This window comes from Sphingobacterium bovisgrunnientis (assembly GCF_009829085.1).
Lineage (GTDB): Bacteria > Bacteroidota > Bacteroidia > Sphingobacteriales > Sphingobacteriaceae > Sphingobacterium > Sphingobacterium bovisgrunnientis.
On record NZ_WUQY01000003.1, the window covers coordinates 152,576 to 167,759 of the forward strand.

Genomic DNA, 15,184 nt, shown 5'->3' on the forward strand with positions numbered 1-15,184 from the left:
TGATAAAACAATTTAGTAGGTATAAAAATGCATATTTTTTTTAAATTAATTATTATTTTATTACTTTTTTTTTGAAAATTCAAATGTAATGGTTTTCTTTGTACATTCTCAAATTTATCCTAGTTCATAATTTATCTATTTCGAAAATCAGTTTAGAGATTGTGAGCAAGTCAAATTTTCAAACCCTTTATAAAGGTATTGTGAATAAATAGGTTAGATTTCAAATTAAAAATCCAAAAAGATATAATCATAATTCAATATTAATGAATATCAACGAATTGAATTCAAAGCTCGTGTCCGAATTGCGCGAGATCGGAAAGGTGTTAGGTATTGTAGACGTAGAAAAACTTCGTAAACAAGAACTCATCGACAAAATTTCAGAGATTGCTCAACAATCAAACACTGAAGATAAGAAAGTGGATATAGAAGAGCCAGTAGGTATAGAATCTGAACATTCACCTAGAAAAAGAACTAGAACGTTAAAAACAGAGCCTATTGCGGTAACTAAAAGAGTGAGATCAGAAGAAGAAACTTCTCCTATTATTTCCGAAAGTACTCCTAAAGCTCCAGTTTCTCAACCAACATCTGCAGAGCAACCCGCTGAACAAAAGAAAGCAGAATCATCATCAAATACGGATTTCGATAATGTAATCGTCAATGAAGGAGTTTTAGAAATTATGCCTGATGGATATGGTTTCTTACGTTCATCGGATTATAATTACTTGACGTCACCTGATGATATATACGTTTCACAATCGCAAATTAAATTGTTTGGTCTGAAGACTGGTGATAACGTAAGAGGGTCTATCCGTCCTCCAAAAGAAGGAGAAAAATATTTCCCATTGGTTCGCATAGAGTCAATAAATGGTCAAAATCCAGCGGAAATTAGAGATCGCGTTCCTTTTGACTTTTTGACACCATTATTCCCGGATGAGAAATTGAACTTAGATTTAGGTTCTAATAATTATTCAACTCGTATAATGGATTTGTTTACACCGATTGGTAAAGGACAGCGTGGTCTTATCGTTGCGCAGCCAAAAACAGGTAAAACAAACCTATTAAAAGAAGTAGCAAATGCTATTGCAAAAAACCATCCAGAGGTTTATTTGATTATTTTATTAATCGATGAGCGTCCGGAAGAGGTTACAGATATGGCAAGATCAGTACGTGCTGAGGTAGTTTCATCTACATTTGATGAGCCTGCTGACAGACACGTAAAAATTGCAAATATCGTCTTGGAAAAAGCAAAACGTATGGTAGAATGTGGTCATGATGTGGTAATCTTATTGGATTCGATTACGCGTTTGGCTCGTGCATATAATACTGTTGCACCTGCATCGGGTAAAATTTTATCAGGTGGTGTGGATGCGAATGCTTTGCACAAACCAAAACGTTTCTTTGGTGCGGCACGTAACATTGAGAACGGTGGTTCATTGACGATTTTAGCAACGGCATTGACAGATACAGGCTCTAAAATGGATGACGTTATCTTTGAAGAATTCAAAGGTACGGGTAACATGGAGCTTCAATTGGATCGTAAGTTGGCGAACAAACGTTTATTCCCTGCTATCGATTTGACAGCATCTTCTACACGTCGTGACGATTTATTGATGGATAGAGAAGCATTGCAACGTTTATGGGTGTTGAGAAATCACTTGTCAGACATGAATTCTACTGAAGCAATGGAATTCTTATTACAACAATTGCGTGGAACACGTTCAAACGAAGAGTTTTTGATGAGTATGAATGGATAATTCATATTAAATTGATATTTTTAAGCCGTCTAATAAATAGACGGCTTTTTTGTTATTAGTGATGAAGAAATATATACCAAATACGATTACATCTTTAAATTTGTTTAGTGGATGTATCGGCATATTGATGGTTTTGAAGGGGGATTATCTTACAGCTTTCTATTGTGTATTAGCATCTGGAATCTTTGATTTCTTTGACGGAATGGTAGCACGTTTACTAAAGGTGAAATCACTTATAGGTAAGGAATTGGATTCTTTGGCGGATGTGATTAGTTTTGGATTCTTGCCTGGAACAATTCTGTATACTATGCTGAGAGAAGTTAGTTCGTCAGAATATGTGCCTTATCTCGGTTTTGTGGTAACGATATTTTCGGCATTGCGATTAGCAAAATTCAATATAGACGAGCGCCAAACTTCTGACTTTATCGGTGTGAATACACCTATGAATACATTTTTAATTGTGTCATTGCCTTTTATTGGCGAGATTGCACCAAATATTATTTATAACCAATTTCTATTATTGGGAATAACATTAATTACGAGTATTTTATTGGTGTCTGAGCTCAAACTTTTCTCCATGAAGTTGAATTCATTAAAGTGGGCGCTCAATAAGTTTAAATATTTATTTCTTATCGTGTCACTTATATTGGTTATCTCACTAGAGATTCTGGCTATACCAATAATTTTTTTACTGTATATCCTATTTTCAGTCTTGCATTTTAGAAGTGAAAGGACTGTCTAATTGGTTTCCAAAATGATATGTTTGATTTGGTCTACCCAGATTTTTACAAACGCTGCACATTCATAATTTTCTTCGTTTGCAAATTGTATCATAGTCTCGTGTAATGTATTGTACATTTCTCCGTATTCCGGAAAATAGCCATATACATCTTTAAAGTCATTAACGATGTCGATAATGTGACAATGTGTGTCGTATTCAATGAATTTGATGTGGTATATTTTATTGGTAATAATTGGCGATTTTTCTTCCTCATATCCATTTAAAATAAATACGTCGCATTGTTTCTCAAATCGATTTCGTATTGATTTTAATTCATTGAGTATTACTGATCGTTTTTCAATTAGATGTTCATAAATCGTAATAAGTTCTTCCTGAACTTCGGCCGCTTTTGAGATAATTGCCATATTTTACTAGATTGATGTGTAAAATCAATAAACAATATAACAATTAAAATTGTTTTCTAAAAGCTTGATTTTTAAATAATTGATTAATAACTGTAACTAAAGCTAAATGTAGGGTTGATGCGATTGTTGACGCGTACGTCATTGATGTATGTTCCTAAGACACTAAACGTAAATAATGGCTCGTTGTATTTGAATAAATTGAAGTCAAAATTTAATCCTGCGCTAAGTGATTTTGGAGCTAAGGAGCTGGCGTGTACATTCAAATAATCAACTGAAAATTGGCCATGAATACGTTTAACATAAGCGAATTGTCCAACCGAAAAATCGGGGTACATCAAAGGCAAGCGGTAATCGAATAATAGTGTGTTCTTCACTAGAGAGTTCGGTAGGTAACTAAATCCGTCAACCAAAGGTATGTCGTATGATCTGTTAAAAACACCTAAAGATTCTTGTACGCTGAAGCGTGCTTGGAAGCTATGATTAAGAAATAGGCCAGGAAAATAGAAGTTTGTTCTTATCGCCCACGATTGATTTTTGCCTTTTTCAAATGGCATATGACGATAAATGAAATTGAAGTTTTGCCCCCATCGCGGCGCTAAATCCATCACACTAAGCATAGTGTTTTTATTAAAATACGCTTGATAATTTAATGGAAATCGAATTTGATCTTGAAAATTACGAAGCGTATTTAAGCTCAAATCATATCGTTTAATATAGTATGTGCCAAAATTGACGCCATACGAATACACTTCATTGCCTCTGTAAATACTGAATGGGAGTTGAATGTCTGCTGTGATTTGGTGGTATCTGAAATCAAACCGCAAACTATCTTTGCCGCTTGAGCTTTTGGCTACACCATAATTACCAGAGTTTTTGTATCCGATATTAAATTTTGGATAATATCGCTGATAAGTTAATTCAGCTAAATAGGAATTCTGCTTTAACTCGACTTCTCTTTCATATCCTAATTTAACTCTAGTAGTGTTGAGAAGATCGTTTGACAGCCAGTAAATTCCAGGTTTATAATTGTCAAAACTTTCAAAATCGTTTGCACTAAGTGTTAAACTGTGAAAGTTAAGGCTATTTTTAAGTATTCCATACGGTTTAATTTCAGTCGCGTAATCCCGATTATTACGCGTTGTGTCGATTTGTACATTGTTTTGCGTGGCAAATAATGTCTCTGCGCGCGTGAAAGTCGTTTCTTTGAATGGAATATCTGCGACATTTACATTATTTACTTTGTGACCTTTTACCGTGAAATCATTAAACCACAGCTGTCCATTGCTGTAATATGGGTTAAATGCTCCGAATTTGCTTTCTGTAATCTGCGCTAATTCCCCAGATTTGAGTATGTAAATATTGTCTTTGCCGTCTTGGTTTGCTTTGAAAATAATATTGTTTTCAGCATAAATAGGGCGTTCTAATTGTAAGTTTGACCAGGTGAGAAGCTCTGTGATTTCTTTGGTTTGTAAGTCAATTTCAATTAGGTTAGTGCCTTTGGCGTTCACAGCTATGGCAACAATTTTTGTGGATTTATCATTGAAATTAGGTTGTTGAATATGCATGCCTATAGGCATTGGGATACTGTCAATTTTGTCTCCTGATGTCACGTCTAGGAGTGCAATGGAGCTTTCATTATTCAAATTAACCTCTATACAAGCTATGGTTTTTAAGTCATCTGATAGGACGGGCGTGTAGTATCTAGAGTTCTTGGTAATAGTTTTTTGGGTGTTCGTATGTGTGTCAAATACATTAATTACATTGTATGTTTGTTTAGAAAAACGAGCATCTTTTCGGTATTCATCCCAGGTAATAAGGTGTTTTTTTAAGTGAAAAGAGGGCATGATTTGCGCACCAAGTTTCACGACTTCCTTGTATTCTTGCGCTGAGGTTTGGTCAAATTTTACGATTCGTGTTGTGCGTTGATTGTTTCTCTGAAGGGTAAAAATTGTACTATTTTCTACTTGTGGTAACAAGTAATCGGTTGGATATTTGTCATCAAATGTTATAGGGTTGGGCAGATTAGAAGTGTTGGTATCACTCCATTTTTGTGATAAGTTAGCTATCGTTTTATCAAAAATTCCACTTGCTTTTGTGCCGTAATACTTCTTCAATGCACGTTGAAAATTGAATGGTCGAAGCAATTTTCCGTTCATTTCTTCATAAATTTTGGCGTTTATTTTCGGGTCTTTTTCATGCATTTCACTGTTCATGAAATAACCAATTGTGTAGTAACTGGGTACGATATCTTTGAATGATCCGTGAATATATTTGTTGAAATTATACTGTTTACCAGACAAAATATTTGTTCTTAATTCCGTGTTCCAAGAGCTTAATCTCCCTCTTCCGCCATTGGAAAAAAGCGTTTCATGTAGGGTTGCATCTCCTTCATAATACCAGGATGGAAGGCTAATTCCGAAGAGAGCCATCGCTAAAAGTTCACCGAATGGGCGCCTAATATTTCCTGTCAATTTGTCAAATTGTGTTACGTGTTGCAACTCATGGAGTGCTAAATTTGGTAGCCATTCTTGGTTGTCTGCAACGCCAGATGGCGTGGAGAAAAATTCTGTTTTCCGTGGTGCGAGTTGGACAAAGCCATTCTGAAGTAGATGATTTTGCTGTAAAATAATATTTATTTTTTTTGGTTTTTCTTCCAGTGCATTAGCACTTAATTTTAAGTATTGTTCTATTTGATTGGCAAGGGTAGGAGCTGATTTATTGTATTCTTGTGGGAAAATTAATCTAAAATTCTCGGTGTTAATTTGATTCCATTTGACTCTAAAATGGGGTTGTGAATTGTCAAATATTTGAGCTTTACTAATTGGTGAATATAAGCTTAATATTAGTGTTGATAATATATTGATAATTATATGGTTATTTCTATTAAATTGGCTCATGCAGATTGTTTGCTAAATATTTTAGTATTAAAACAGGTTTTTATGTAATTTGATAGTTTGTTTAATTTAATATAAATAGTTGATAATATTAAATTTATATATATTTAAATTGTTTTATTAATGGTTGTTTTTTTAGTTTAAAAAGTCTTTTTCATATAATCCCAAACCATTCAATATATTTCATATTACACTCTACTAAAGTACATTATTTTTTTAAATATTTCCTTTAATACATTATGGTTTTAAAATGGTTAGAAAGAAGGAAGAAGCTGTTGTGCTGTTTGTGGTAATAGTAGGTTCTGTATCTGTCTAAGGTTTTTGAGAATTAATTTATAATACCTTTTACTTAATGAAAATTGCGTTTAAAATTTGAAGGTATTATTATGTCCTTTAGTGTTGACTTTAAATTGCTGCTGTACGGATTTTGGATACTAGTATATTTAAAATTTGCACTGTCATAATGGCTGAATTTTATTTTTTGGGTTTTAACGATTCACGAAAAAAATATTATATATTCTGCTAGAAAAAAGCGACTTTTGCAACGAACTAAAGTCAGTCAACCAATGTAGGGATATAATTTTCGGAGGAGCAATATGGAAGAATTGGAAATGAAAGTTACGCAAGTGGAGCAGTTAATAGAGGATAATAATCTTCTAGAACTTGCGGAATATCTGAACGAACAAAATATTTCTGATGTCGAAGAATTGATAGACGAACTTCCCGAACATGGTGCTCTCTTCCTTGAAATTTTAGACCTCAACCGAGCGGTTAATGTTTTCCGAATTTTAGACTTCCCTACCCAAGAACGTATCTTCAAAAAACTTCCAGCAAATAAAGTCCGTGAGATATTAAACGTAATGCCTCCCGATGATCGGACGTCTTTTTTGAGTGAGTCGAAAGGTGATGTTGTGAAACGTCTAATTACGTTACTTACCCCAGATGAGCGGAAGGAAGCTTTGTCTTTGTTGGGGTACCCAGAAGATAGTGTGGGAAGGTTGATGACACCAGACTATATCACGGTAAAACAACATTGGACAATCACACGAATTTTGGATCATATCCGTCGCTACGGAAGTGCGTCGGAAACCATTGATGTATTGTATGTGATTGATGCGGATGGAAAGCTGATTGACGATATTCGAATCAAAGATATTTTGCTGGCTTCACCTGATGCGCAAGTAGGTGATTTGATCGACAACCGAATGATCTCTTTAAATGCGAACGATCCACAAGAAGAAGCGGTCACAATTTTCCGTATGAACAATCGTGTGGCTTTGCCAGTAATCGATGAACAAGGGATCATGTTGGGGATTGTGACGATTGATGATATTCTTTGGGTAGCGAATGAAGAGTACACGGAAGATATGCAACGCTTCGGGGGTACCGAGGCGTTGGATGAGCCTTACTTGGATGTGTCAATTATGCACTTAGTCAAAAAGCGTGCGGGTTGGCTAATTGTTTTATTTATGGGACAATTGTTGACAGCTTCTGTTATCAGTCATTTTGAGACGCAATTGGCAAGCGCTATTGTGTTATTTGCTTTAATGCCACTAATTATGTCCAGTGGTGGTAATAGTGGTTCACAAGCGTCGACATTAATTATTCAGGCAATGGCGATGGGAGAGGTCACACTGACAGATTGGTGGCGAGTAATGCGAAGAGAAATATTAACTGGATTGATTCTTGGACTTATTCTTGGAATCTTAGGTTTTATTCGAATTGCGACATGGCAAATGTTTTCGGAGGTTTACGGCGAATATTGGATTTTAATTGGGTTAGTAATTAGCTTCTCTTTAGTCTGTGTTGTGTTATGGGGATCGTTGACAGGTTCCATGCTTCCATTCTTGTTACGTAAGCTTGGTGCCGATCCGGCAAGTTCGTCGGCTCCATTTGTATCCACATTAGTCGATGTTACGGGCTTAATTATATACTTTACATTCGCCACATTGCTTTTAAAAGGTGTTTTGTTGTAAAATATTCTTATTGGGAATGAATGAGTTGTAAAAAACCTTAAAAAAATGTTTGGAGAACTCTTAAAATCTTCCGATAATTGCATCACCGAAACGGAAACGAAGTAGGTTGAATTCTTCCTTAGCTCAGCTGGTTAGAGCATCTGACTGTTAATCAGAGGGTCCTTGGTTCGAGCCCAAGAGGGAGAGCAAAAAAAGTCCATTGTCGTTAGGACTTTCAAGTGTTAAAACTTGACATCGTGATTTAACCAGAAACTGTAAAGTTTCAAATTCTTCCTTAGCTCAGCTGGTTAGAGCATCTGACTGTTAATCAGAGGGTCCTTGGTTCGAGCCCAAGAGGGAGAGCAAAATTAAAGCCTTCAATTTTTTGAAGGCTTTTTTTGCTTTATACCAATTTGTATTCAAATTTTACATTCTGTGCTTTGTACGGTATTGTTTTGGAGACAATGACATTTGTTTTTTAAATAATCTTGAAAAATAGTAGGGATCTTCTAATCCTATGTTTTTGCAAATTTCTTTCATAGAAAGTTTAGAAAAGTAAAGGTATTGACAGGCTAATTGAATTTTCAATCTCAAAAAATACTGTATGGGCGAATAGCCTGTTTGTTCTCTGAAAAGTTGAGAATAATGTGTAACAGAATAATTGGTCAAATTTGCTAATTCTTTGATTGATACTTTTTGATCTACATTTTGCTTCATATAGGTTATCGACAGATAGATTCTATTTTTTTCATTTTCGAGCTCATCTCTTTTTCTATAAATAAATAATGAAATAAGTTGTAACAACTTCACATGTAAGAATTCTATGCTATACGTTGTCAAATCATGATCTGTTAGTGCAAGCAATTCTTCAAAAAGTTTAATCCTTGTGGGATCAAAAGGTGTTTCGACTACAGTTTCCTTATATTCCTCTTTGTAGCGTGAATACAAACTGTCACTGTAGTGACCGCTAAAGTGAATCCAATATATACTCCATGGATTGTTTAATAAGCTTCCATATTTGTGGCTCATATTCTTTGGTAATATGATGTATGTATTTGCTTTTAGGGTGAAAAATTCATTTTCTAGCGCAATATAACCTTCGCCTTCTGTACAGTATAGCAAAATGTACTCATCACAACCACTTTGTCTAAATCTTTCATGCGAAAGCGCTCTCGGGTATAATCCTATGGCTGTGAAATAGAGATTTTGTGAAAAGATGTTATGTGTTAATTTTGAAATTTCAGTAGTATTCAAAATTTGCATCTTTTGACCAATAAAGCCTTCTTCTATTTTAATTTCTGAATTCTTAGTTTTGTCCATTTTTGGTTTACCAATGGTTGTTTTTAATAGGTTTAATCGTAAGATAGTACATTAATTTCTTTTTATTATCTATTTTTTGATGATAATAACCTCTTAATTTTACTTTACCAATCATAAATCTATATGACCTATGAAAAATGATGATTATAACAACAGCTATATCCTAGCTATATCTTTTATTTCCGCTCTTGGGGGATATCTTTTCGGATTTGATTTTGCTGTAATATCTGGCGCATTACCATTTTTGAGAATCGTATTTGAGTTGGACGCTTGGTGGGAAGGCTTTTTGACAGGATCTCTTGCGCTAGGATGTATTGTAGGTTGTCTTATTGCTGGAAAATTATCAGATCAATATGGTCGTAAATCTGGACTTTTCTTTGCTGCTCTGCTATTTGCTATTTCCTCCTTTGGAATGGGTATAGCTCCTGATTTGGAGATTTTTGTATTAATGCGTTTTTTGTCTGGAATTGGTGTAGGGATGGCTTCCATGCTGAGTCCAATGTATATAGCTGAAATATCACCAGCGCATGTTAGAGGGCGAAATGTTGCCATTAACCAACTAACTATCGTAATAGGTATATTAATCACGAATCTCGTAAATTATAAACTCTCAAGTCTTGGAGAAGATTCATGGCGTTGGATGTTTGGGTTAGGTGTGGTTCCTTCTTTGTTTTTTTTGATTGGCATCGTTTGGTTGCCCGAGAGTCCGCGTTGGTTGATTGCTAAAGGCAGGTTAGAAGAAGCTAGAGCTGTATTGCTTCGATTTGGAAATTCAACCGTCGTTGATAAAACAATGGTTGAAGTGGTGCAGTCAAATACAGAAGCTTCGCCAATTTCCTTTAAAGAAGTTTTGTACAAAAGTGTTCGACCTGCAGTGGTAGTTGGAGTTACTTTGGCGATCTTTCAGCAATTCTGCGGAATAAATGTTGTGTTCAATTATACCTCAACAATCTTTGAGAGCATAGGAGCTTCCTTGGATCAGCAGTTATTCGAAACTGTATCGATTGGGATAGTTAATTTGTTATTCACTCTTGTGGCTATGTGGCAAGTAGATCGTTTGGGAAGAAGGCCATTGATGCTGATAGGTTCTTTAGGATTGGCAATCACATATGTTGTGTTGGCATTTCTACTCCAAAATCAATTAAGTTCTGTTATGGTTTCCATTTTTGTGCTTTTGTCTATAAGTGTGTACGCCACCTCTCTTGCGCCTGTAACATGGGTATTAATTTCTGAAATATTTCCAAATCGGGTAAGAGGTATGGCTACTTCGTTAGCTATGGTAGCACTTTGGTCAGCCTATTTCATATTGGTATTTACCTTCCCGATACTAGCCGAAAAATTAGGTACATATGGCCCATTTTATCTGTACGCTGCAATTTGTGTGTTCGGTTTTGTGTTTGTATTGCGTAAAGTCAAAGAGACCAAAGGACAGACACTAGAGGAATTAGAAGGAAATTTTAGACATTAAGCTTGAGACTATTATTATGGAAAATGCTGTAAATATTTGGACAGAAAATATTGTAATTCCTACATATGGGGTTGGAGCGCCCGACAAAAATCCAATGTTCTTTGAGAAAAGAGTGTATCAAGGAAGTTCGGGAGTCGTATATCCTAATCCTGTTATTGAAAAAATTGAAGATATAAAAGAAGATAAAGAGTATATAGGGTTATTTTTAGAAAATAAGTATCTCAAAATTCTTGTACTCCCTGAGTTGGGTGGGCGCGTGCAAATGGCGTACGACAAAATTCGAAACAGGCATTTCATTTATTACAATCAAGTAATTAAGCCTGCGTTGGTTGGTCTTGCGGGTCCATGGATTTCGGGAGGTATTGAATTCAATTGGCCACAACACCATAGACCTTCTACATTTCAGCCTATCGATTATGATATTGAAATCAATGAGGATGGAAGCAAGACCGTTTGGGTTAATGAAATTGAGCAGATGTTTGGGACAAAAGGTATGGCTGGTTTTACGCTTTATCCAGACAAGGCCTATTTAGAGATTAAGGCACAATTGTACAATCGTACTCCACTTCCGCAAACGTTTTTGTGGTGGGCAAATCCAGCAGTAAAAGTGAATGAAGATTATCAATCCGTATTTCCGACCGATGTCAATGCTGTATTTGACCATGGAAAGCGTGATGTTTCAGATTTTCCAATTGCGACTGGGGTGTATTACAAAGTAGATTATTCGCCAGGTACTGATATTTCGCGCTACAAAAATATTCCAGTGCCAACGTCCTATATGGCCATCAATTCGAAATATGATTTTATGGGGGGCTATGAGCACGATACTAAAGCCGGTGTATTGCATGTGGCAAATCATCATGTTAGTCCAGGAAAGAAACAGTGGACTTGGGGAAATGGTGATTTTGGAATTGCGTGGGATAGAAATTTGACCGACGAAGATGGTCCATATATCGAACTAATGACAGGTATGTATACGGACAATCAGCCTGATTTTAGTTGGCTAAATCCGTATGAAGAGAAAACTTTTACGCAGTATTTTTTGCCTTATGCCGAATTAGGATTAGTAAAAAATGCTACCAAAGACCTTTTGTTGAATGTCGATTTAAACAATCAGCAAGCTGAAATAAAAGTTTATGCAACTTCAGCATTTGAAAATCTGACTCTTCAGTTTTTTATTGATGAGAAGTTGTTTCATGAAGAAAGTTTTAATGTCAATCCGGAGCAGGTATTTTCTTCTCAAATTGAGTTAACCCAGAATCTAGACCTATCCAAATATTCTGTCAAGATATGCGATCCGCAAAAGGTATTGTTGGAATATCAATATGATGTTCATGCTTTATCTAACGAATTACCTTCTCCCGCAAAGGCAGCATTGAAACCTTCGGAAGTTGAAAATAATGAGCAGCTCTATCTTACAGGATTACATCTGGAACAATATCGTCATGCGACTTATAATCCAATAGATTATTACCAAGAGGCATTGGATCGCGATCCAAAGGATATACGTTGTAATAATGCTTTGGGTTTGTGGTATCTGCGAAGAGGGAAATCTGAAAATTCTATTCCTTATTTCGAAAAAGCCATAGAAACTTTAACATCTCGTAATCCAAATCCGTATGACAGTGAACCTTATTACAATCTAGGCTTAGCTTATAAAGCTGTAGGGAATTTACAAAAAGCGTATGACTCATTCTATAAAGCGATTTGGACTAATAAGTGGCAAGATGTAGGATACTTCTCTCTAGCACAGATTGATATTAGTAACGAAAAATATGAAGAAGCATTGGATCACATTTCCAAATCGCTAGATAGAAATGCTAATAACGGCAAGTCGTATGTGCTCAAATCCTTTGTGTTACGAAAATTAGATAGACAACAAGAAGCCTTATTAGTTATAGAGGAAGCACTTCGAAGAGATCGTTTCAATTTGGGGGCATTGTTCGAAAAAATGAATGTACTTGCTGTGCAAAATAAAACTCAGGAATCACAATGTTATCGAGACAAAATTATCTCCTTATCACGCAATAAAGGAAATAATATGCTTGCCTATGCTAGAGATTATGCGGATGCTGGATTATATACAGAAGCTACGAGCTTTATTGAATTATTGGATTCGGAATGTTGCACGCCATTGACCGGTTATTATCGAGCATACTATGCGCATAAATTGGATGATAATGAATTAAGAAATTTTTATTTGAATAATGCTTTTAAACAAGATTCTTATTTGTGTTTTCCAAATGATGTAAACGATATTGCTGTTCTTGAATGTGCTATACAATTTAATAATCAGGATCATTTAGCACCTTATTATTTGGGTAATCTTTGGTACGATAAAAGGCAATATGAGGATGCAATTTTTAATTGGGAAGAGTCTGTAAAGACTTGTTCTACTTTTCCTACAGCTTATCGTAATCTCGGTATCGCTTACTTTAATAAAAAGGGAAATCAAGAGAAGGCGATTGAATTTTATGAGAAAGCTTTTGCTTTAGATAAGTCTGATGCGCGTGTGCTAATGGAATTGCATCAATTATACAAGCGTGTGAATAGAAGTCCTAGCGAAAGATTACAACTTTTGGAAGAAGAGTTCACAGTCGTAGTGCAACGTGACGATCTGTATCTGGAATATCTTACGTTACATAATTTTCTAGGTACTTCTAAGAAAGCATATTCGCTCATTATGGCTCGAAAATTTCATCCTTGGGAAGGTGGAGAAGGAAAAGTAACTGCTGAATATGTAAATGCGTTGGTTGAACTTGCGAAATCAGCTATTAAAAATAATGAATACACATCAGCTTTGGAACTTTTGGCCAAGACGCAAAAATTCCCGGAGAATCTTGGTGAAGGTAAGTTGTATGGTACGCATGATAATGATGTGTTTTATTGGAGGGGAAAAGCATATGAAAGCTTGAGTGAAGAATCACTTGCTAAAGAAAATTATACAAGAGCAACTTTAGGATTGCGTGAGCCTTCGGCAGCTATTTTCTATAACGATCAGCAACCGGACAAAATATTTTATCAAGGACTTGCGCTACATGCTTTAGGAGAAAAGAACGAAGCTCAAGCGGTTTTTTCTAATCTAATCAATTATGGAGAGCAACATATGAAGGACGTGGTTGAAATAGATTATTTTGCTGTATCGTTGCCGAATATGATGACTTTTGACGATGACTTGAATTTAAGAAACAAAATCCATTGTTTGTATATTCTTGGATTAGGGCATTTGGGATTAGGCCAGATTCAAAAATCAAAAGCATCGTTTGGAGAGGTTCTAATGTTGGATCAGCAACATTTTGGAGCAAAGATTCATTTGGCTATGGCGAACGAATATGCATAAACATTAGCCCTTCCAGATGAAAGGGCAAATGTTTATAAACTTAATCAGTCAATTTATTCGTACAACTGTTGTAAATTTCTTTTATAGCAGAAACTTTGGTGTTGAATTCCGAAATGGTGATTTTAGAACCATCACAGGTATATCCAAATTGTGGGGCGATGGTATTGCACGCTGGACACATTGTCATTGTAAAAAATATTTTTTGTCCTTCGTAACTTCCTGAGTATAAATTTACTTCTAGCTTATCTTTCTCCTCACATCGGAGTTCAATTTTTAAGCGCTCTTTCATTTCTTGATGCCAAAGGATTTCTGTTGTATTTTCTTTGGACTTTTTGCAACCTAAAAACAATACAAGTGTAATTAGGAATAATAGAATACGCATAATGCTGTCTTGGTTAGTTAACTTTTAGAGCTAAAACGAAAATAAAAACAATAATGCTACAATTTAAAAATTTTGCTAATCAAATTGTAAATCTTACCAAAATCTTATTAGTAAGCGAATTATATTGATGATGCCATCAACTTTATTTAAGTTTGTTTTTTAGAAGCTATTATTGTTTTTATCAGGTAAATCTTATTCTTCCGAAATATAGATTGCTTGTTACGAATAGCGTTATATTTTGATAACCATTGCTTTTTAGATTAATCTAGGCTTAATAAATGAGAAAGTCGTATTATATGTTTTTGGATACGGAGGCTTCTGGAGAACCAGTGAGTTGGGATGTATCTTCAGTGGATTGTCGTCACTGGCCGTATATGGTGCAGATTTCCTGGGTAATCTATACGATTGATGGAAAAGAAATTAAGCGGGAAAAATTTTATATCAATGAGCGAGATTTTAAAAGTACTTCTTCGGCATTAAAAATACATAAGATAACGGATCTATTTAGGCAGCAACATGGTAACTCTCGCAAAGATGTATTGAGTCGGCTTCTGTTGGATTTACAGAAATATGATCCTGTATTAATCTGTCATTTTTTAAAATTTGATATCAATTTACTTAAGGTTGAGTTGGATCGAGCAAAGATTCAATATGATTTGGATCAAGTTCCTGCTTTTTGCACGATGTTGGCGACAAGATTTCTGGCAGGTACAGCGAAGGAGAGACCTCTTCATCTGTCACAATTGTATGCAATCCTTTTCTATAGAACGCTCCAAAATTACCATGATGCCCTTTGCGATACTTTGGCTACAGCAGAATGTTTTTTTGAACTTTCAAAAAGTGGCTATATTACCGAGCAATCCATTTTGGAACAGATCAACGAAAGAAAAATAAGTAACGATTATCTTAAAGTAGTTTTATAATA

10 protein-coding genes and 2 tRNA genes are annotated in these 15,184 nt (G+C 35.3%); 8 read left to right on the forward strand and 4 right to left on the reverse strand.

Annotation, left to right across the window (positions count from 1 at the left end):
* The first annotated feature begins 263 nt into the window (after nt 1-263).
* A complete protein-coding gene (rho, locus tag GOQ16_RS03095; RefSeq protein ID WP_160067776.1) occupies nt 264-1,754 on the forward strand; it encodes a transcription termination factor Rho in 1,491 nt (496 codons plus the stop codon).
* A gap of 61 nt (nt 1,755-1,815) precedes the next feature.
* Nucleotides 1,816-2,496, forward strand: coding sequence for a CDP-diacylglycerol--serine O-phosphatidyltransferase (gene pssA, locus GOQ16_RS03100; RefSeq protein ID WP_160067778.1), 681 nt, complete (start codon nt 1,816-1,818; stop codon nt 2,494-2,496).
* Here the strand turns inward: pssA and GOQ16_RS03105 are convergent.
* Entirely contained in the window at nt 2,493-2,900 is a 408-nt protein-coding gene (locus GOQ16_RS03105) for a hypothetical protein (RefSeq protein WP_160067780.1), read from the reverse strand. The genes pssA and GOQ16_RS03105 overlap by 4 nt on opposite strands.
* An 83-nt stretch (nt 2,901-2,983) precedes the next feature.
* A complete protein-coding gene (locus GOQ16_RS03110) occupies nt 2,984-5,797 on the reverse strand; it encodes a hypothetical protein (RefSeq protein WP_160067782.1) in 2,814 nt (937 codons plus the stop codon).
* Nucleotides 5,798-6,390: 593 nt separating this feature from the next.
* Between GOQ16_RS03110 and mgtE the strand changes: the two genes are divergently transcribed.
* The 3 genes from mgtE (at nt 6,391) to GOQ16_RS03125 (ending at nt 8,112) form a co-directional block, all read left to right on the forward strand.
* Nucleotides 6,391-7,770: a magnesium transporter gene (gene mgtE / locus GOQ16_RS03115; protein ID WP_160067784.1), complete on the forward strand. Its 1,380-nt coding sequence runs from the start codon at nt 6,391-6,393 to the stop codon at nt 7,768-7,770.
* Nucleotides 7,771-7,882: 112 nt separating this feature from the next.
* A tRNA-Asn gene (locus GOQ16_RS03120) sits at nt 7,883-7,956 on the forward strand.
* A gap of 82 nt (nt 7,957-8,038) precedes the next feature.
* Nucleotides 8,039-8,112 (forward strand) — tRNA-Asn (locus GOQ16_RS03125).
* 63 nt (nt 8,113-8,175) lie between these two features.
* On the opposite strand, the gene GOQ16_RS03130 is transcribed toward GOQ16_RS03125, so the two are convergent.
* Nucleotides 8,176-9,069: an AraC family transcriptional regulator gene (locus GOQ16_RS03130; protein WP_160067786.1), complete on the reverse strand. Its 894-nt coding sequence runs from the start codon at nt 9,067-9,069 to the stop codon at nt 8,176-8,178.
* Between the two features lie 130 nt (nt 9,070-9,199).
* On the opposite strand from GOQ16_RS03130, the gene GOQ16_RS03135 reads away from it, so the two are divergent.
* Both GOQ16_RS03135 and GOQ16_RS03140 read left to right on the forward strand, forming a co-directional pair.
* Complete coding sequence (locus GOQ16_RS03135; protein ID WP_160067788.1) at nt 9,200-10,537, forward strand: sugar porter family MFS transporter; 1,338 nt, start codon at nt 9,200-9,202, stop codon at nt 10,535-10,537.
* A gap of 16 nt (nt 10,538-10,553) precedes the next feature.
* The gene (locus GOQ16_RS03140) at nt 10,554-13,877 is read left to right on the forward strand and encodes a DUF5107 domain-containing protein (RefSeq protein ID WP_160067790.1); all 3,324 of its coding nucleotides are present in this window, start codon (nt 10,554-10,556) and stop codon (nt 13,875-13,877) included.
* A gap of 40 nt (nt 13,878-13,917) precedes the next feature.
* On the opposite strand, the gene GOQ16_RS03145 is transcribed toward GOQ16_RS03140, so the two are convergent.
* Nucleotides 13,918-14,259: a hypothetical protein gene (locus GOQ16_RS03145; RefSeq protein WP_160067792.1), complete on the reverse strand. Its 342-nt coding sequence runs from the start codon at nt 14,257-14,259 to the stop codon at nt 13,918-13,920.
* Nucleotides 14,260-14,537: 278 nt separating this feature from the next.
* Between GOQ16_RS03145 and GOQ16_RS03150 the strand changes: the two genes are divergently transcribed.
* Nucleotides 14,538-15,182, forward strand: coding sequence for a 3'-5' exonuclease (locus tag GOQ16_RS03150; protein WP_160067794.1), 645 nt, complete (start codon nt 14,538-14,540; stop codon nt 15,180-15,182).
* Nucleotides 15,183-15,184 lie beyond the last annotated feature (2 nt).

Bases quoted from the DNA above. Each gene is read 5' to 3' on its own strand.
- rho (WP_160067776.1), top strand. From the start codon at position 264: ATGAATATCAACGAATTGAATTCAAAGCTCGTGTCCGAATTGCGCGAG.
- pssA (WP_160067778.1), top strand. From the start codon at position 1,816: ATGAAGAAATATATACCAAATACGATTACATCTTTAAATTTGTTTAGT.
- GOQ16_RS03105 (WP_160067780.1), bottom strand. From the start codon at position 2,900: ATGGCAATTATCTCAAAAGCGGCCGAAGTTCAGGAAGAACTTATTACG.
- GOQ16_RS03110 (WP_160067782.1), bottom strand. From the start codon at position 5,797: ATGAGCCAATTTAATAGAAATAACCATATAATTATCAATATATTATCA.
- mgtE (WP_160067784.1), top strand. From the start codon at position 6,391: ATGGAAGAATTGGAAATGAAAGTTACGCAAGTGGAGCAGTTAATAGAG.
- GOQ16_RS03130 (WP_160067786.1), bottom strand. From the start codon at position 9,069: ATGGACAAAACTAAGAATTCAGAAATTAAAATAGAAGAAGGCTTTATT.
- GOQ16_RS03135 (WP_160067788.1), top strand. From the start codon at position 9,200: ATGAAAAATGATGATTATAACAACAGCTATATCCTAGCTATATCTTTT.
- GOQ16_RS03140 (WP_160067790.1), top strand. From the start codon at position 10,554: ATGGAAAATGCTGTAAATATTTGGACAGAAAATATTGTAATTCCTACA.
- GOQ16_RS03145 (WP_160067792.1), bottom strand. From the start codon at position 14,259: ATGCGTATTCTATTATTCCTAATTACACTTGTATTGTTTTTAGGTTGC.
- GOQ16_RS03150 (WP_160067794.1), top strand. From the start codon at position 14,538: ATGAGAAAGTCGTATTATATGTTTTTGGATACGGAGGCTTCTGGAGAA.